The 18,045-nt window shown below is 65.7% G+C and carries 14 protein-coding genes and 1 tRNA gene; 6 read left to right on the top strand and 9 right to left on the bottom strand.

Annotation, left to right across the window (positions count from 1 at the left end):
* Positions 1-215: 215 nt before the first annotated feature.
* Positions 216-291 (bottom strand) — tRNA-His (locus AC1AYD_RS00240).
* A gap of 1,257 nt (positions 292-1,548) precedes the next feature.
* Between AC1AYD_RS00240 and AC1AYD_RS00235 the strand changes: the two genes are divergently transcribed.
* Positions 1,549-2,586, top strand: coding sequence for a threonine aldolase family protein (locus tag AC1AYD_RS00235; RefSeq protein ID WP_476544523.1), 1,038 nt, complete (start codon positions 1,549-1,551; stop codon positions 2,584-2,586).
* Positions 2,587-2,629: 43 nt separating this feature from the next.
* On the opposite strand, the gene AC1AYD_RS00230 is transcribed toward AC1AYD_RS00235, so the two are convergent.
* Together AC1AYD_RS00230 and AC1AYD_RS00225 are read right to left on the bottom strand one after the other, a co-directional pair.
* Positions 2,630-3,835, bottom strand: coding sequence for a glycosyltransferase (locus tag AC1AYD_RS00230; RefSeq protein ID WP_476531693.1), 1,206 nt, complete (start codon positions 3,833-3,835; stop codon positions 2,630-2,632).
* Between the two features lie 54 nt (positions 3,836-3,889).
* Positions 3,890-5,107: a pyridoxal phosphate-dependent aminotransferase gene (locus AC1AYD_RS00225; protein WP_476544522.1), complete on the bottom strand. Its 1,218-nt coding sequence runs from the start codon at positions 5,105-5,107 to the stop codon at positions 3,890-3,892.
* Positions 5,108-5,299: 192 nt separating this feature from the next.
* Here AC1AYD_RS00225 and purT point away from each other — a divergent pair, with 192 nt between their 5' ends.
* The 3 genes from purT to AC1AYD_RS00210 all read left to right on the top strand — a co-directional run bounded on the left by purT (position 5,300) and on the right by AC1AYD_RS00210 (position 11,425).
* Positions 5,300-6,619 (top strand): formate-dependent phosphoribosylglycinamide formyltransferase, encoded by a 1,320-nt coding sequence (gene purT, locus AC1AYD_RS00220; protein ID WP_476544521.1) that lies wholly within the window; start codon positions 5,300-5,302, stop codon positions 6,617-6,619.
* Positions 6,620-6,727: 108 nt separating this feature from the next.
* Positions 6,728-7,480: a phosphoribosylaminoimidazolesuccinocarboxamide synthase gene (gene purC / locus AC1AYD_RS00215; RefSeq protein WP_476531687.1), complete on the top strand. Its 753-nt coding sequence runs from the start codon at positions 6,728-6,730 to the stop codon at positions 7,478-7,480.
* 192 nt (positions 7,481-7,672) lie between these two features.
* Positions 7,673-11,425 (top strand): phosphoribosylformylglycinamidine synthase, encoded by a 3,753-nt coding sequence (locus tag AC1AYD_RS00210; RefSeq protein ID WP_476544520.1) that lies wholly within the window; start codon positions 7,673-7,675, stop codon positions 11,423-11,425.
* 69 nt (positions 11,426-11,494) lie between these two features.
* On the opposite strand, the gene AC1AYD_RS00205 is transcribed toward AC1AYD_RS00210, so the two are convergent.
* Positions 11,495-12,097: a DUF4230 domain-containing protein gene (locus AC1AYD_RS00205; protein WP_243394323.1), complete on the bottom strand. Its 603-nt coding sequence runs from the start codon at positions 12,095-12,097 to the stop codon at positions 11,495-11,497.
* Between the two features lie 115 nt (positions 12,098-12,212).
* Positions 12,213-12,356 (bottom strand): hypothetical protein, encoded by a 144-nt coding sequence (locus AC1AYD_RS00200; protein ID WP_165784851.1) that lies wholly within the window; start codon positions 12,354-12,356, stop codon positions 12,213-12,215.
* Between the two features lie 103 nt (positions 12,357-12,459).
* On the opposite strand from AC1AYD_RS00200, the gene AC1AYD_RS00195 reads away from it, so the two are divergent.
* Complete coding sequence (locus AC1AYD_RS00195) at positions 12,460-12,996, top strand: DNA-deoxyinosine glycosylase (RefSeq protein ID WP_101622122.1); 537 nt, start codon at positions 12,460-12,462, stop codon at positions 12,994-12,996.
* Positions 12,997-13,036: 40 nt separating this feature from the next.
* Here AC1AYD_RS00195 and AC1AYD_RS00190 read toward each other — a convergent pair whose 3' ends face one another.
* From AC1AYD_RS00190 to AC1AYD_RS00175, 4 genes are all read right to left on the bottom strand, one after another.
* On the bottom strand, positions 13,037-13,612 hold the full coding sequence (locus AC1AYD_RS00190; RefSeq protein WP_476544519.1) for a hypothetical protein: 576 nt from the start codon (positions 13,610-13,612) through the stop codon (positions 13,037-13,039).
* A gap of 55 nt (positions 13,613-13,667) precedes the next feature.
* Positions 13,668-15,074, bottom strand: a complete 1,407-nt coding sequence (locus AC1AYD_RS00185) for a Na+/H+ antiporter NhaC family protein (RefSeq protein ID WP_101622065.1) — start codon at positions 15,072-15,074, stop codon at positions 13,668-13,670.
* Between the two features lie 119 nt (positions 15,075-15,193).
* Complete coding sequence (locus AC1AYD_RS00180; RefSeq protein ID WP_101622064.1) at positions 15,194-15,412, bottom strand: hypothetical protein; 219 nt, start codon at positions 15,410-15,412, stop codon at positions 15,194-15,196.
* 100 nt (positions 15,413-15,512) lie between these two features.
* Positions 15,513-17,132: a Y-family DNA polymerase gene (locus tag AC1AYD_RS00175; RefSeq protein WP_101622121.1), complete on the bottom strand. Its 1,620-nt coding sequence runs from the start codon at positions 17,130-17,132 to the stop codon at positions 15,513-15,515.
* Between the two features lie 171 nt (positions 17,133-17,303).
* On the opposite strand from AC1AYD_RS00175, the gene AC1AYD_RS00170 reads away from it, so the two are divergent.
* Entirely contained in the window at positions 17,304-17,999 is a 696-nt protein-coding gene (locus AC1AYD_RS00170; protein ID WP_476544518.1) for a response regulator, read from the top strand.
* Positions 18,000-18,045: the final 46 nt, after the last annotated feature.

Below are 18,045 nucleotides of genomic sequence, written 5' to 3'. Positions count from 1 at the left end.
CGCCCTCCTCAACCCCAGCCCCAACCTCGCTTCCACCCCGCCACACTCCAATTCCAACCCCACCACCCCATGGTGCGGCAACACAATTTCTCCACATCGGCGAGAATCCGCCGTTTTCGCCTACCGCACCATGAGGGTTTTACCGCACCATGGGATGAAACGGGGGGGGGGGAGGGAATACGAAAAGACCCCGAGGTTTCCCCTCGGGGTCTTGGTGGGGTGGCTAACGTGGCTCGAACACGCGACCTTCTGAACCACAATCAGATGCTCTACCAACTGAGCTATAGCCACCATTGTTCTCGACCCGCTCTCGCCGGTCGGCAACGAGTGAATACAATACAGGAGTTTCCGCCGTTGTCCAACTACGGCGTGTCGCGCCTGTTTCCAAGGATTGAGGGCATATATACCCCAAGAGCACGATGCAGGAAAGCACGCAACTATTCGCGAAATCGTGGAATCCCACGCCGCATCGCCCATTTCGTCCCCTCTGCACCACACCTCCGCTCCTCGCGCGCGGACGGCTGCAGGCCCGACTCGCCGCGTTGGGCGCGCCCGCGACCTCCGCTCCTCGCGCGCGGACGGCTGATCACGGGTGGTTACGCGTTGGCGAAGTTCCGACCTCCGCTCTTCGCGCTCGGACAGCCGCCGATGCATGTCTGCGCGGTGGGGCGGGTGACGCCTCCGTTCCACGCACGCGGACGGCCGCACGTAGGCGGCGCGCCCGCCCGCCACTCCACCACGCCCCCACCGGTTCCACCGTCGGTCCCTTCGTTTCACAAGTACGGCCGCCCGCGCCGCAGCAAAACCCACGCCCGGCAAACCCTGCATCCCACGTCGCCTTTGCGAACCGTCATCGCCCCACCCAATCGCTCGCATACGCACATGAGAACGGTCACATTGTTCGCTTGTGTTCATTTCAACATAGCCCGTCACCCTTACTGCCGATTGGCTTTCCGGCGTGTTGAAGCGTGCAGCATGTTCGGTTTTTGGTATACTTACCAGTGAAGGCCGGAGTTTAAGATCGGCCGGGAATCCGGCAGGTCGCAACGAAGCGCAGAAAGCCGTAAGGCCGCAGGCGCAACGCCTTCGAGATAACTGAACAGCGATCGATGGTGAATTCACCGAGGTGCGGCAAGGCAACACGGCGCAGGCGCCGGGCCGCGAAAGAAACACGTGTACTGGTTGTTTGTGGTTCATCATTGCAAGGAGGCCGCGCAAGGCGGCGCGGCGAAAGCAGCAAAGCGTACCATCGCCTCCTTCCCCATCAGATGGCCCCCGGAACTTCTTCCCTTCGGTTCCGGGGGCCATCTTCTTGTGCGCGGGACACGAGGCCTCGCACGCCCCCCCTCGGCCCCGCTTCGCGGAACAGCTCCCGCCGGCGGGAGCGAAGAGGTACGGATACGCTCGGTCATGCAGACCACCCTCAGTCAGCCGTAGGCTGACAGCTCCCGCCAGCGGGAGCGCAAACTCCATGCGGGAGCGGAAACTCCGCGCGGGAGCGAGAAACCGGACTCCGCACGGGAGCGGCCGGCCACTACACTGGTCGTCATGCTTTCCTTCGAGAACGATTACTCTCGCGCGGCACACCCGGCGGTGCTCGACGCGATCGCCCGCATCAACGAGAACCTGTACCCCGGCTACGGCATGGATCCGATCTGCGAGCGCGCCAAGGCGAAAATCCGCGAGGCGTGCGCCCTGCCGGAGGCGGACATCCACTTCCTGGTCGGCGGCACGCAGACCAACCAGGTCGTCATCGACGCGGTCACGCCGCCGTACGCGGGCGTCGTCGCCGTCGCATCCGGCCATCCGAACGTGCATGAGGCGGGCGCCATCGAATACTCCGGCCACAAGGTGCTCACGCTCCCCCATCACGACGGGAGGATGGACGCGGCCGAGCTCGACGAGTACTGCGCGACCTTCTACGCGGACGGCAATCACGAGCACATGGTCTTCCCCGGATGCGTCTACGTCTCCATGTCGACCGAATACGGCACCGTCTACTCGAAGGCGGAACTGGAGGCCGTCGCCGACGTCGCGCACCGTTACGACATGCCGTTGTTCGTCGACGGCGCGCGTCTCGGCTACGGCCTCACGGCGACCGGCTGCGATATGACGCTGCCCGACCTCGCCCGCATCGCCGACGTCTTCTACATAGGCGGCACGAAGGTCGGCGCGATGTTCGGCGAGGCGGTCGTGTTCGCGAACCGCGACGAACGTTCCGCCGCACCGCGTCATTTCCTCACCGAGATCAAGCAGCATGGCGCCCTGCTCGCGAAGGGCTTCCTGCTGGGTGCGCAGTTCGAAGCGCTGTTCACCGACGACCTCTACTTCCGCATCGCCCGCAACGCGAACGCGCAGGCGGACCGCATCCGCGCCGCGCTGCGCGACAAGGGCTACACGTTGACGTTCGAGGCGCCGACGAACCAGATCTTCGTCACGCTCGACCAGCCGACCATCGACCGTCTGGAACGCGACGTGCGTCTCGGCTTCATGGAGAAGGCGGACGAGACGCACACGGTGATGCGCATCTGCACGAGCTGGTCCACCACGGACGAGGAGACGGACCGGCTCATCGCCCTGCTGTAGCGATCCCTGCTGTAGCGGTCCCCGCTACAACGGCCCCGTCGTGTCATGCCTCCGCCGTGGCGATCGCCTCGCGTTCCATGTCGACGAACCGGTGGACGGACGCCTCCACCGAATAATGCTCGCGCGTGTGCTCGGCGTAGACCGCGCCCCAGCGCGCGAGCTCGTCCGGATGATCAATCCACCAGTCGATGCGGCGCGCGAGCATCGCCGCGTCGCGCACCGGGAACAGCGAGGCGTCGGTCAGCGCGAACTGGCTCGCCGCGGACAGTTCGGACGCGGCGATGACCGGCACGAGGCCGCACGCCATCGCCTCGATGACGCTCACCGATTCGATGTCGGCGATCGAACAGTGCACGAACAGGTCGCACGAGCGCAGCAGCGCCGGCATGTCGACGTTGCGGTGGAAGCCGATGTCCGCCTTGCGCTTGAGGCGACGGTTCGCGCGGAACGTGAGATACCGTTTGAGCGGACCGGTGCCGGCGATGACCAACTGGACGTCGCTCGCATGCCGGCTCATCGAGATCGCCTTGATGAGCGTGATCTGGTCCTTCTCGTGCGCGAGGCGGCCGGACGCGACGACGCGGAACGGCACGTGCGCGGGCGCGTCCGGATCGAACGGCTCGCGCGCGGTGAACCGCGGCGCGTAGCCGTTCGAGATCACGTGCATCGTCCCCTTATAGCCGTGTTCGCGCAGCAGGCTCGCGGTCATCTCGGTGGGCGTGTGGATGTGGTCGACGCGCTTGTACAGCCACTGGCGGAACAGCCAGTAGAGGAACCGCTCCATGCCGGGGATGTAGCGCAATGGTCCGGCGGAGTAGAGCACGTTCTCCGGCTGCAGGTGGAATCCGGCGGTCACGGGGATGCCCATCCGACGGGCGACCTTCGCGGCGTGCCGGCCGAATTTGAACGGCATGTAGATATGGACGACGTCGACGCCTTGGAACGCGGTGCGGAACAGCGTGTCGCTCGGCTCGGCGAACTGCATCTGCTGCTTGGCGGCCACCCAGGAGACGAGCGGCACCTTGTTGACGCGCGCCGGATAGTCGGGCGAGCCGACGCCGACGAGACGCACGTGATGCCCCTGCCGTTCCAGTTCGGCGGCCCATTGCAGCGCCGAATTCGACGTGCCGTTGCCTTGGTTGCCGACCGTGTCGACCACCAACGCGATGGTCAGCGGACGGTCGATGTCCTCCTCGACGATCGGCGTCTGCCGGATCTCCTCATCATGCTCCGATTCCTGTTCACGCATTGCTCCAGTCTATGACCGCACGCGACTGGGCACGGGCCGTGCGCCGCGGCGATGCTATGCCAGCGCGCGCGTGATGCGCGACACCGCCTGATAGAGGTCGCGTTCCGGCTTCAGCAGGCTGAACCGTACGAATCCGTCCGACGCGGGACCGAAGCACGATCCGGGCATGACGGCCACGCCCGCATGTTCGATGAGCCATGCGGTGAACGCGTCCGACGTGCCGTAGTCATCCGGCACACGCGCCCACAGGAACAGTCCTCCGTGCGGCGGCGCCACGTCGAGCCCCGCCTCGCGCAATCCGTCGGCGAGCACCTGCGCGCGATGCCCGTAGCTTGTGCCGAGCGCCGCCACGGAACGCAGGTCGCCGCTCAGCGCGACCGCACCGGCCTGCTGCACGACGCTGGGTGCGAGCACGGCGGTCTGCTGGTGGACGGCCTTCGATGCGGCGAGAATCGCGGCGTTGCCGGCGATCCAGCCGCCGCGCCACCCGGCGACCATGAACATCTTGGACAGCGATCCGAGTTCGACGGCCACGTCAAGCGCGCCCGGCGTGGCGAGGATGCTGGGCGACGGCGCGTCGCCGAACTCGATGCCCGCGTAGGCGAAATCGTTCATCACCGCGAACCGGTGCTCGTGCGCGAGCGCGACGACGCGCCCGTAGAATTCCGGCGTCGCGACGGCGCCGGTGGGATTGTTCGGATAGTTGAGGATCAGCAGCGTCGCCTCGTCCCACAGCTTCGGGTCGACGGCGTCGAGGTCCGGCAGGTAGCCGTGCGCCGGGTCCGCGGGAATCGTGACGAAGCGGCCCTTGGCGACGGCGGTGGAGCCCTCGTACTGCGGATAGTACGGGTCGACGGCCACGACCGTGTCGCCTTCGTCGATGAGCGCCTCGATGACGGTGGAGATGCCCACCGACGCGCCGGCGGTGGCGAGCAGGTGCGCGCGCGGGTCGAGCGCCACGCCGTAGCGTCCGTGATACCAGTGCGCGATTGCGTCGAGATAGGCGGGGACACCGTCGAACGCGGGATAGCGGAACAGGGACGGGTCGTGCGCGGCGTGGGCGAGCGCGTCCTGCATGAACGCGGGCGGCGCGCCGTCCGGATTGCCTTTGGACAGGTCGATGACGTCATGCCCGGCGCGGATGGCGGCCGCGGTGCGCGCGTCGGCCTGGGCGAACGGGTTCGGCGGGAGCGCCGCCGCCCTGCGTGAGATCAGATCCGCGATCGGATCGACGGACTGACTGACTGCGGGCGACGGATTCCCTTCCCCCATCTCCAACTCCCTTTCTTCCCCTTCAGGAAACGTTGGCCCGATCGTTTATTCCCAACCGATCGGTGATACTCAAGGTACGCCGCGGATCGGCACGCGACAACGGCGTGTCTATACGCGGTATTTATGGACGGTTATCAACGCGTGCCGGCATGCCGGCGCGCCTCATCGGGTGGCGATGGGAGAATGTGACGCATGACCGATAGCGTGAACACCGTGAACACCGTCAACACCGTCAATGATTCCCCTTCCTCGTCCCACTCCCCCATCTCCGGCCGCGTGCTGGGCACGCCGCTGGGCGCGCGGCCGACGCGCGTGCTGTTCCTCGGCTCGGGCGAGCTCGGCAAGGAGGTGACGATCGAGCTGATGCGCCTCGGCGCATGGGTGTGCGCCGCCGACTCGTATGCGGGCGCACCCGCCCAGCAGGTGGCGCATGAGGCCCGCGTGCTCGACATGGCGGACGCCTCCCAGCTGCGCGCCCTGTTCGACGAGGTGAGGCCGGACATCGTCGTGCCCGAGGTGGAGGCGATCGCCACGTCCGAGCTGGCGGATGCGGCCGCCCGCGGCGTGCAGGTGGTGCCGAGCGCCGAGATCGCCGCGATCTGCATGGACCGTGAGCGTCTGCGCGTCATCGCGCACGAGGAGCTGGGACTGCCGACCACGCCCTACCGGTTCGCGGGCTCGCTGGAGGAGCTGCGCGCGGGCGCCGACGAGGTCGGCTATCCGTGCGTCGTCAAACCGGTGATGAGCTCGTCCGGTCACGGCCAGTCGGTCGTGCGCGAGGCGGACGCGATCGACGCCGCGTGGACGGAGGCGCAGGAGGGCCGTCGCGCCGCCGGCGAGGGCGACGTGTCGCGCGTGATCGTCGAGGCGCTGGCGCCGCTCGACTACGAGCTGACCGTGCTGACGGTCTCGTCGAGCGCGGGCATCGTGACGTGCGCGCCGATCGGGCAGCGTCAGGAGTCCGGCGACTACCGCGAATCGTGGCAGCCGGCCGCGGCGGGCGACGCCGTGCTCGTCGAGGCGGGCCGCATCGCGCGCGCCGCCGTCGAGGGCCTCGTCGCGAAGGCGAAGGCGAGCGGCGAGACCGGCTGGGGCGTGTTCGGCGTGGAACTGTTCGTGCTGACCGACGGCTCTGTCCTGTTCAACGAGGTATCGCCACGCCCGCACGACACGGGCATGGTGACGATGGCCTCGCAGCGGCTCAGCGAGTTCGCGCTGCACGCGCGCGCGATCCTCGGCCTGCCGGTCACGGAGGGCCATGTGGCGCTCGCGATGCCGGAGGGCGCGGTGGCCGCCAGCCATGCGATCGTGGTCGCCGGCGACGGCGAGGCGGAGTTCTCCGGGCTCGACCGCGCGCTCGCCGAGCCGGGCACCGATCTGCGCGTCTTCGCCAAGCCGGAGGTGCACGGCCATCGCCGCATGGCCGTCGCGCTGGCGATCGGCGGTTCCGAGGCCGACGCGCGCGCCAAGGCGAGCCGTGTCGCCGACGCGCTGACCATCGAAGTGCGCTGACCATCGAGGTCGCCGGCCATCCGCCGCGGTCGTGTGTTGCATGTAGCCGGCGATTGGTACCCTTTTACCGTTAGTTCACCCAGATATTCCACTCCTGAAAGGCGAGTAATGGAGAAACTGGAAATGCTCTACAAGGGCAAGGCCAAGAAGATGTACGCAACCGACGACCCCGACGTGCTGTGGGTCGAATACATGAATCAGGCGACCGCCGGCAACGGCGCGAAGAAGGCCCAGATCGAAGGCAAGGCCAACCTGAACAACCACATCACCTCCGTCATCTTCGACCTGCTCAAGGCGCGCGGCGTGGAAAGCCACTTCATCAAGCGTCTGTCCGACACCGAGCAGCTGGTGAAGAAGATGGACATGTACCCGCTCGAGATCATCATGCGCAACACCGCGGCCGGCTCCTTCGCCAAGCGCTACGGCGTCGAGGAGGGCACTCCGCTCAAGAAGCCGATCCTCGAGTTCTGCCTCAAGTCCGATGAGCTGGGCGACCCGTTCATCAACGACGACGGCATCGTGGCCCTGGGCCTCGCCTCCGAGGAGGAGCTGGCCGAGATCTCCCGCATCGCCCGCGCCGTGAACGACGGCCTCAAGGACATCTTCTCCAAGATCGACGTGCAGCTCGTCGACTTCAAGATCGAAGAGGGCAAGACCTCCGACGGCACCATCCTGCTCGCCGACGAGATCACCCCGGACACCTGCCGCCTGTGGGACCTCAAGGACAAGTCCGGCAAGATCGAGCACCTCGACAAGGACCTCTTCCGCCGCGACCTGGGCAACATCATCCCCGCGTACGAGGAGATCTACGGCCGTCTGGTCAAGCTGGCCGAGGCCGAAGGCATCGAGCGCGCCGAGTGACACGCTTTCATGCAGGCTCCCTCTGACGAGGGAGTTGGACCGCGAAGCGGGACTGAGGGAGAGAACCCGTCGGGAACGACGGCATGGCGACCGATGGTCGCCGTCTCTCCCTCAGTCGGCTCCGCCGACAGCTCCCTCGTCAGAGGGAGCCGATGTTTTAGGATTCCGTTCAATATTCCCGAAAGGACCCTCATGGTTTTCCGCGTGTACGTGGAGAAGAAGCCCGGCTTCGACGTCGAGGCTCAGCAGCTCGCAGGCGAGCTGAAGACCATCCTCGGCATCGCCGGCCTGAAATCCGTGCGCATCGTGAACCGCTACGACGTGGAGGGCATCAGCGCCGAGCTGTTCGCCCAGGCCACGCCCACCGTGTTCAGCGAGCCGCAGGTGGACGACGTCGCCAACGACCTGCCCGACTTCGGCGCGGCGAAGGTGTTCGCCACCGAGTTCCTGCCCGGCCAGTTCGACCAGCGCGCCGACTCCGCCAGCGAATGCATCCAGCTCATCTCGCAGGGCGAGCGCCCCACCGTGCGCTCCGCCAAGCTGTACGCCCTCGAAGGCGACCTGACCGAGGCCGACGTCGAGGCGATCAAGCGCTACGTCATCAACCCGGTCGAGGCGCGCGAGGCGTCCCTCGACGTCAAGGAGACGCTGAAGACCGCCGTGCCGACGCCCGGCAAGGTCGAGGTCATCGCCGGATTCAACGAGATGGACGCCGAGGCCGGCCAGAGGTTCATCGACGAGCGCGGCCTCGCCATGGACCTCGCGGATCTCGAGTTCTGCCAGAAGTACTTCGCCGAGGCGGGCCGCGAGCCCACGATCACCGAGATCAAGGTCATCGACACCTACTGGTCCGACCACTGCCGCCACACGACGTTCGGCACGATTCTCACCGACGTCGCCATCGACGACGAGGTCGTCAAGGCCGCGTTCGAGCGCTACCTCGAACTGCGCCACGAGCTCGGCCGCGACTCCAAGCCCCTGTGCCTGATGGACATGGGCACGATCGGCGCGAAGTGGCTCAAGAAGAACGGTATCCTCACCGGCCTCGACGAGAGCGAGGAGATCAACGCCTGCACCGTCAAGGTGAAGGTGGACGTCGACGGCGAACAGCAGGACTGGCTGTTCCTGTTCAAGAACGAGACCCACAACCACCCGACCGAGATCGAGCCGTTCGGCGGCGCCGCCACCTGCATCGGCGGCTGCATCCGCGACCCCCTGTCGGGCCGCTCCTACGTGTACCAGGCGATGCGCGTGACCGGCGCCGCCGACCCGACCGTGCCGGTCTCCGAGACGCTCGAGGGCAAGCTCCCCCAGCGCAAGCTCGTGACCACCGCGGCCGCCGGCTACTCGTCCTACGGCAACCAGATCGGCCTCGCCACCGGTCAGGTCGACGAAATCTACCACCCGGGCTACGTGGCCAAGCGCATGGAGGTGGGCGCGGTCGTGGCCGCCACCCCGGCCGACCACGTGCGCCGCGAGACCCCGGCCCCCGGCGACAAGATCATCCTGCTGGGCGGACGCACCGGACGCGACGGCATCGGCGGCGCGACGGGCGCCTCCAAGGCCCACAACGTCGAATCGCTGGAACTCGACGGCGCCGAGGTGCAGAAGGGCAACGCGCCGGTCGAGCGCAAGCTGCAGCGCCTGTTCCGCCGTGGCGACGCGTGCCGTCTCATCAAGCGCTGCAACGACTTCGGCGCGGGCGGCGTGTCCGTGGCGGTCGGCGAGCTGGCCGACGGCCTGTACCTGGACCTCAACACCGTCCCGAAGAAGTACGAGGGCCTCGACGGCACCGAGCTGGCGATCTCCGAATCGCAGGAGCGCATGGCCGTCGACGTGGCCGCGGAGGACGTCGACGAGTTCCTCGGCTACGCGCGCGAGGAGAACCTCGAGGCGACGGTGATCGCCACCGTGACCGAGGACCCGCGCATGGTGATGACCTGGAACGGCGACGAGATCGTGAACCTCACCCGCGAGTTCCTCGCCTCCAACGGCGCGCCGAAGCATCAGGCCGTGCACATCGAAGCGCAGCAGGCGTACGCGGTGCCGTCCGCGTGGACGACCGGCACGCTGGCCGAGCGCATGCACGCCCTCGTCACCGACCTCAACGTGGCCTCCAACAAGGGTCTGTCGGAGCGCTTCGACTCGACGATCGGCGCGGGCACCGTGCTTATGCCGTTCGGCGGCGTCAGGCAGCTCACCCCGAACGAGGCGATGGTCGCCAAGCTCCCCGTGTTCGGCGAGACCACGACCGCATCCGCGATGGCCTGGGGCTTCAACCCGTACATCATGGAGAAGAACCAGTTCACCGGCGCGTACCTGTCCGTCGTCGAATCGCTCGCCAAGCTGGTGGCCGCCGGCTTCGAGCATGAGAAGGCGTACCTGAGCTTCCAGGAGTACTTCGAGAAGCTGCGCGACGAGCCGGAACGCTGGGGCAAGCCGATGGCCGCCGTGCTCGGCGCGCTGATGGCGCAGATCGACCTCGGCACCGGCGCGATCGGCGGCAAGGACTCCATGTCCGGCTCGTTCGAGGATCTCGACGTGCCGCCGACCCTGATCTCCTTCGCCGTGGCCGTGGGCAACATGAAGCGCGCCACCTCCCCCGAGTTCAAGGGCGCCGGCCACCGCATCGTGCGCATCGCGCCGCGCTACCTGGCCGACGGCCTCACGCCGGACAAGGACGCGCTGCTCGACGCGTTCGGCCTGGTTGAGGAGCTCACCGACTTCGGCACCGCGCTGGCCGTGTCCACGCCGGGCTACGGCGGCACCGCCGAGGCGCTGTTCAAGATGACCGTGGGCAACGGCATCGGCGTGGCTCTGAACGACGGCATCGCGCTCGACGACCTGTTCAAGCCGGCGTACGGCTCGTTCATCGTCGAGCTCAAGGACAACGAGAAGATCCCGGCCGTCTCCAACCTGGTCGAGGTCGGCGAGATCGGCATGACCACCGAGGCCTACGAGTTCACGGCCGCCGGCGAGACGCTCGACCTCGCGGGCACGCAGGACGCGTGGGAGGGCGGCATCGAATCCGTGTTCCCGTACCGTTCCCGCGGCGCGGAGAAGACGGAGACCGTCGAGACGATCGACTTCCACGCGGCCGAGGCCGGCGTGAAGAAGACCGTGTACGTGGGTTCCGGCGTGGCCAAGCCGCGCGTCATCATCCCCGTGTTCCCGGGCAACAACTGCGAGTACGACTCGGCCGCCGCGTTCGAGCGTGCGGGCGCCGAGGCGCACACGCTGATCGTCAACAACCTCACGCCGGCCGCGGTGGCCGAGTCCACCGCCAAGCTGGTCGAGGAGATCGGCAAGAGCCAGATCGTGATGATCCCGGGCGGCTTCTCGGGCGGCGACGAGCCGGACGGCTCCGCCAAGTTCATCACCGCGTTCTTCCGCGCCCCCGCCGTCACCGAGGCGGTGCGCGACCTGCTGAAGAACCGCGACGGCCTGATGCTCGGCATCTGCAACGGCTTCCAGGCGCTCATCAAGCTGGGTCTGGTGCCGTTCGGCGACATCGTCGACATGGACGCCACCTGCCCGACGCTGACGTTCAACACAATCGGCCGCCACCAGAGCCGTCTCGTGCGCACGCGCGTCGCCTCCGACCTGTCCCCGTGGCTCGCGAAGACCAACGTGGGCGACGTGCACACGGTCGCCATCTCCCACGGCGAGGGCCGTTTCGTCGCCTCCGACGAGACGCTGGCGCGCCTCAAGGCCAACGGCCAGATCGCCACGCAGTACGTGAGCGAGGCGGGCGTGCCCGGCATGGATCTGGACGTCAACCCGAACGGCTCGATGCTCGCCATCGAGGGCATCACCAGCCCGGACGGCCGCGTGTTCGGCAAGATGGGCCACTCGGAGCGTTCCGGCAACGGCCTGTACGTGAACGTGCCCGGCGACAAGTACCAGCCGATCTTCGAGGCCGGCGTCGACTACTTCGCCGCCTGATGATCTAGCATCCGTATGGAAAAGGGGAGACCCGAAGGTCTCCCCTTTTCCATATCTACGGTTCCCGATTCACGACTTCGGGTCGGTGGTGGTCACGTCCACCGTGTAGCCATCCGTCTCGGCGATCGGCGAATACATACGCTCGATGACGTCCTTGGCCTGCTCGTTGGCGGTGGTCAGCAGCTCGCCCTTGTTCAGCTTCTTCTCGGCGCTCTTCTTGGCGTCCTGCAACGCGGTCGCCGCATCGCCGACATCCGAAGAGTTGAGTATCGACGACTGCTGATCGAAGAACTGCAAAGTGTCCGGATTGACCGACACCGACTGGATCGTCGGCGCGGGCAGCGTGATGTCGATGGTCTTCTTCTCATTATCGACGGAGATGTCGGCCTTGCCGAGGTCGATGCCGGCACGGGCCTCATACGAGTAGAACATCGTGAACGACTTCTTGTTGATGAACGCGACACCGCCCTCATCGTATTTCTCAAACCCGAAATCGGTCTCCTTCGCCGTGGTCAGATCCTGGATCTTTTCCAGTTGCTTGGCAACCACGGTGTTGGTGAGCGTCGGATGCGGGTTGAGGAACCCGTCGATGATGCTGCGTCCGAACACTCCCGTCGCAACGCATGCGACGATAATCACGACGCCGATGATTACTTTGACGGTCTTGCCCATGTATACGTCTCCTTCGTTCATCTACTGGGCGCGAGATAATGAAAGCGTAACCTTTCACCAAGACTACGTTGGTGTTCCCATGAGGTCTGCGGCTCGGTCGATGAACCGGGGGACGTCAGTCCTCGACCTCGTAGTTGTCGACGGACACCTTGACCTGCGCGGCGACAGATGGCCCCAAGGCCACGTTGCCGTTCGAGGGGTATTCGGGCGGCGTGAGCGTCATCCTCCCCGATGATTCGACGTGTCTCGCCCGGCTCATGGTGGTCCACGGGTAAACGAATCACACTCCGTGAGGCCGTCAAAGCCGACTAAACAAAGTCCCCTACGCATCAGCAACACGCGACACGATTATCATGGGCGGCATGGTGCGTGTGGAGCATGGGTTCGGGCCGGTGTGGGATGATTCGTCGCGGATGTTGGTGTTGGGGTCGATGCCGAGTCCGAAGTCGCGGGAGGCGGCGTTCTACTACATGCATCCGCGCAACCGGTTCTGGCCGGTGCTTCAGGCGCTGTTCGCGGATCCCTCCGACCCCTCCGACCGTGTGGGCGACTCCCCCGCTTCGCGCCGCGCGTTCGCGTTGCGGCATCACGTGGCGTTGTGGGATGTGATCGCCTCATGCGACATCACGGGGGCGAGCGATTCCACCATCCGCAATGCGGTGCCGAACGACATCGTTCCGATCCTACGCGACGCGCCGATCGCGCATGTCTTCACGACGGGCGGCAAGGCGGCGCAGCTGTATCGGCGTCTCATCGCGCCGCTACTGGACGCGGCCGGCCTCGACGTGCCGATGACGCCGCTGCCGTCGACGAGTCCGGCGAACGCGTCGATGCGGCTGGACGACCTCGTCGCCGTCTATCGCGAGGCGTTCGCCGCGGCGGGGCTCATCGGCGGGTGATTCGTCATCGACGCGGCTCGCCGACCACGACGCCGGCGGCTCAGCCGATGAGCTTGGCCTTCACGTGGTTGACGCGCACGTAGAACTTGAGATCGAAGTTGATGCTTTTGGCCTTCGCGTCGTAGGTGAACACCTTGGTGGAGTCCTCGGAGCCGAATTCCGACTTGGTGACCTTCTTGCCTTGCGCGGACTTCGAATCGGCCTTGCTCGTCCACTTGCCGGTCTTCGCGATGGACTCCGAATCGACGGTGCCGTACCAGTACGGGTACTTGCCGAAGTCGTCGGACATGACGGCGGAAATCATACCGTCCTTGACGGTGACGGTGATCTTGCAGTCCTTCGTGCAGTCCTTGCCGAAATCAGAGAACTCGTAGGTGCCGGTGATGTCGACCGGAGTGGCGGATGCCGACGCCGAGGCATCGGAGGAATCGGAGGAATCCGTCTTGTCGGACTGTTTGGACTGTTCGGACTGTTCGGACTTCTTGGAGGAGCCCCCGTCGGTCTGCGAGCTGCTCGCGGAGCCGTTCGCCGATCCGTTCGCGGCGGAGGCGTTCGACGACCCGCATGCGCCCAGTCCGATGGCGAGCGCACCGCACAGCATCATGGTGGCCAACATCGTTCCCGTTCTCATGCCCATCGTCGATCGTCCTTTCGTGGAAATCCTCATCACGTCATACGGATGCCATGATAGCGTCATCATCCCGCAGTTCTCCGGACTCGCCGCATTCCGTGGGAACCGTCGCACGCCGATGCCTGCGTATGGCCGACGCCAGAAGCCGGGTGAGCGGCAGGAGATAGAGGAACGTCGCGGCGGCGATGCTCACGGTGGGCGCGCCTATCGTGGCCAACGGCACCGCGCCGGCGATCGACCAGGGTACCAGCGGCGCGATGACGACGGCGGAATCCTCCAGGTCGACGGCAAACGCGCCGCGCGCCGCCTCGTCGTCACCGTACAGTCCCGTGCAGAGCTGGTGGGTGAGCATGATCGTCAGGGTCTGGTTGCAGGAGAGCGCCGCGGCACCTGCCGCGACGGCCGTGGTCGCGCCGGTCGCGCCGATGCGGAAGCCCAACGCGTCGATGGCATGCCGCAATCGGGCGAGCATGCGGGTTTCGGCGAAGATGCCCGCGTAGGCGGAGGAGATGCATACGATCGCCGCCACGTTCACCATGGAGATCATGCCCCCACCGTCGAGCAACGCGCCGACATGTGGATCGACGGCATGGTATCCGGAAACGAGGAGACGCAGCAGTTCCGGCCAGGTCATGCGCTGCACGCCGACGCATACCACCGCGGATACGGCGATGCTTGCCAGCATCGTCAGCCGCACGCCGACACGCAGCAACGCCATGACGACCACGAGGATCGCCGGCGTCACGGTGAGCCAATGCAGGTCGAACGCCTTCGCGAACAATCCGGCGATCGGGACGCCTCCGGAGACGGCCGACGACGTTCCGTCCCCGGACATGATGCCGGTCACGGCGGCCACCGCATAGACGATGCAGCTCGACGCGAACGGCACCGCTCCGGTACGCAGCATGCGCCCGAGGTTGGAGAACAGATTTGTGTGCGTGAGTTGCGCGACGAGCAACGCACTGGTGGAGACCGGGGAGAACCGATCCCCCACGTATACGCCGGCGAGCACCGCGCCGCCGAGCATCGCCGGATGGGCGCCCATCGACAAGCCCAATGACATGCAGATCGTACCCATGGTCGCGGCGCTGGCGAACGACGAGCCAATCAGCATCGACATCGCCGAGCAAAGAAGGAACGTCAGCGGCAGTACGGTCACGCCGTGAATCAGGGACGAGGCGTGGGCGACGATGAACGCGATGGTGCCGCTGGCCCGCCACAGGGAGGTCAGCATGCCGATCAGCGCGAACGTCACGAGAATCATTCCGGCGGCGCGGATGCTGCCGGCGGCACGGCGCGTCATCGCGGACAGCTTCCGGCCACGCGCCAACCCGTATCCGACGAACAGCACCATGCCGATCAGCAGCGCGGGGATGATCGACCAGCCTTGCGCGACGCTTACGAACAGCGTTGCGCAGAACGCGAGCATCACGACCGCCTCGGTCATTCCCGCGCCTCCTTTCCCGTCCGATCCGATGCCGACACAGAGTACACCGCGTCACCGTTCGCAGCCGAGCCACGGTCGGATGCTTGACCGCGACCGCATGAGCCGCACCCGTTCCATGGTCACGCGCCGAAGTCGCGGTCGAACTGGGAGTCGCGGGCGGCGACGGTCTCCTCGACGCGGCGCGCGGTCTCCTCGATGACCTGCTCGTAGCCGGTCAACGCGGCGAACGGCATGAACTGGGCCGCGCGTTTGTGCCGTGACATCGGCGGATGCCGTCGCGACACGTGGTGCGGCAGATCGATGATGTCGTCGTATCGGTGTGTCTCATGCAATGCCATGTCGCTCGGTCTCCTGTCGGTAAGGACGGGCTGCACCCGCATACGCAGGCTCGCCTGTCGGCTCGCACATCACCTACGGACAACCCACCGGGTTGTCCGCTTAACGGTGATGTCCTCCGATCTGGTTGTTGCGTTCGATGCCGGTGGCGCCGGGTTCCATGTTCATGGCCTTGACGACCGCGTTCTTCCCAAACCGGCGTTTGATCGCCAGCAGCGCGCGGTCCACCGCGTCGCGGTCGGTCCCGGCGTCGGATTCCCCGCCGGCATCGCCACAGGGCCGGACGGCATCGGATTCCCCGGCATCCCCGCCTGCCGCGGCATCCGCATCGAACAGGTCGGGCTGCTCATAGCGTTTGCCGGCGGCGAGCTCCCCGTCCGTGGCGAGATCGTCGGCGACGACGGTGAGCCGGCGCACCAGCAGCCTCGGGTCCACGATGCGTTCGAACAGCAGCGTCATCGCCTCGCGGATGCGCGCCGACGAGGACGTGAACTCCCCCAATCCGATCGAACCGGCCGACGGTTTGGGTACCTTGCGACCGTAATGGTCGACCGCCACCGGGCCGTGATAGGACTCGGCGGCGCGTCTCGCCAGACGTTTTGTCTCCGGCGCCTCGCAATCGTCCAGCAGGCCCGCGTCGAGGCTGCCGACGTCGTATCCGACGACGAGCGTGAGCCGGTTCGTGCGCACGCCTTTGCCGACGAGGTCCAACGCGAGCGCATCGGCCATCTCCTTGGCGATGAGCCGCGCGGTGCTCCAGTCGGCCGGTCCGGTGAGCACCTGGCCGATGCTGGTGCTGTGCGCGTCCGGCTCATACGACTTGATGTCGGCGATCGTGCACGGCTCCCACCCCCACGCGTGGTCGATGAGCAGTTCCGCGTTCACGCCGAACATGCGGTAGAGCAGATCCTCGTTGTAGTAGTCGGAGGCGCGCCCCACCGAGCACCGCGCGACGTCGCCCATCGTCATGAGCCCCGCCTTCTCGAGTTTGCGCGCGTACCCGCGCCCGACCCGCCAGAAGTCGGTGAGCGGGCGATGGTCCCACAGCAGGCGGCGGTACGACGCCTCGTCGAGTTCGGCGACGCGCACGCCGTCCGCATCCGCCGGCATATGCTTGGCGACGATGTCCATCGCGACCTTCGCGAGGTACAGGTTCGTGCCGATGCCGGCCGTCGCGGTGATGCCGGTCTCGCCCAGGATGTCGCGCACGATGGTCATGGCCATCTCGTGCGGGGTCATGCCGAGCGCGGCGAGATACGGCGTGGCGTCGATGAAGACCTCGTCGATCGAATACACGTGGATGTGCTCGGGGGCGGCGTATCTGAGGTAGATGCCGTAGATGCTCCCGCTGACGGCGAGGTATCTCGCCATCCGCGGCGGGGCGATGATCATCGACGCCTTGAGCCGCGGCGATCGTTCCAGATCGCGCGCGTCGCACGACTCCCCCATCAGCCGGCGGCCGGGGGCCGCGAGCGCGCGGTCGGCGTTCACGCGACGCAGCCGCTCCTTCGCCTCGAACAGGCGCGGACGGCCGGGCAGCCCGTACGCCTTGAGCGACGGCGACACGGCGAGGCAGATCGTCTTGTCGGTGCGTGTCTCGTCGGCCACGACGAGATTCGTCGTCAACGGGTCGAGGCCACGAGCATGACATTCGACGGACGCATAGAAGGATTTGAGGTCGATGGCGAGGTAGACGCGGCCCCGCCCGGAATCATCGGCCATCGGCATCACCGCCACCTCCCATCATCAAACAAACGTTCGAATATCCACAACTCAACACTGCCACGATACCATAAAATCAAACATCTGTTCGATTCGTGTTGCGAGGTCCATGTAAGTCAGATAACTACACGTCGACGCCCCTGTGCTTACCCGGCAGTTATCATAGGAGCCATGGCTCAGCCAAACCCAAACCGCACATTCCAACGTTCCGACGCTACGCCGATCCGCGTCGCGCTGGTAGACAATGACGCATGCGTGCTTCAGTGGATGAGAGCGGCGCTGGCCACACATATGGGCATCGATGTCATCTGGGCGGAGAAGGACTCGGACGTGGCCCTTCAAAAAACATTATTCGAAAAGAATGTCCCCCATGTACTGATAACGGACATCGTCCTTAACCTCATGTCGGGCGTACAACTGTGCGAAGCCATCCGAAGAAGAACTCCAGCCATTGGAATCATTGGCATCACCGCATATCCAATCGAACATTACGAAACCGAATTGGCGCACGCCGGAGCCCAAGGCATACTCGACAAAAGCAATAGCATCATCGAAAAACTATTGTCGGCGATTCCCATTGCCGCTCACGGCCTACCGATCGACCGCAACGGCCCCTTCATGGACGCAAAAACCGCGCATGATTTGGTTTGCTCAAACCCCAACCCGACAATCGGCCAACTGTCGGAAACGGAAATACAGATACTCCGTCTATGCAACGCACACTATTCATTACGGGAAATATCGGAAATCATTGGGATGAACCCCCACACCGTTTCCACCCATGTAACCCGGGCAATACGAAAATTGGGAGCCAAGAACCGTTATGAGGCACTGCGAATTTGTGCGAAATATCACTCGCTGGATTAACGACCTTGCAAATCATGCAATCGCAAAGACGCGTTGTATCAGACAT

It is taken from the genome of Bifidobacterium sp. LH_426 (assembly GCF_056356875.1).
Note: the sequence above shows the minus strand (reverse complement) of the source record. Positions and strands in the feature narration are given on the sequence as shown.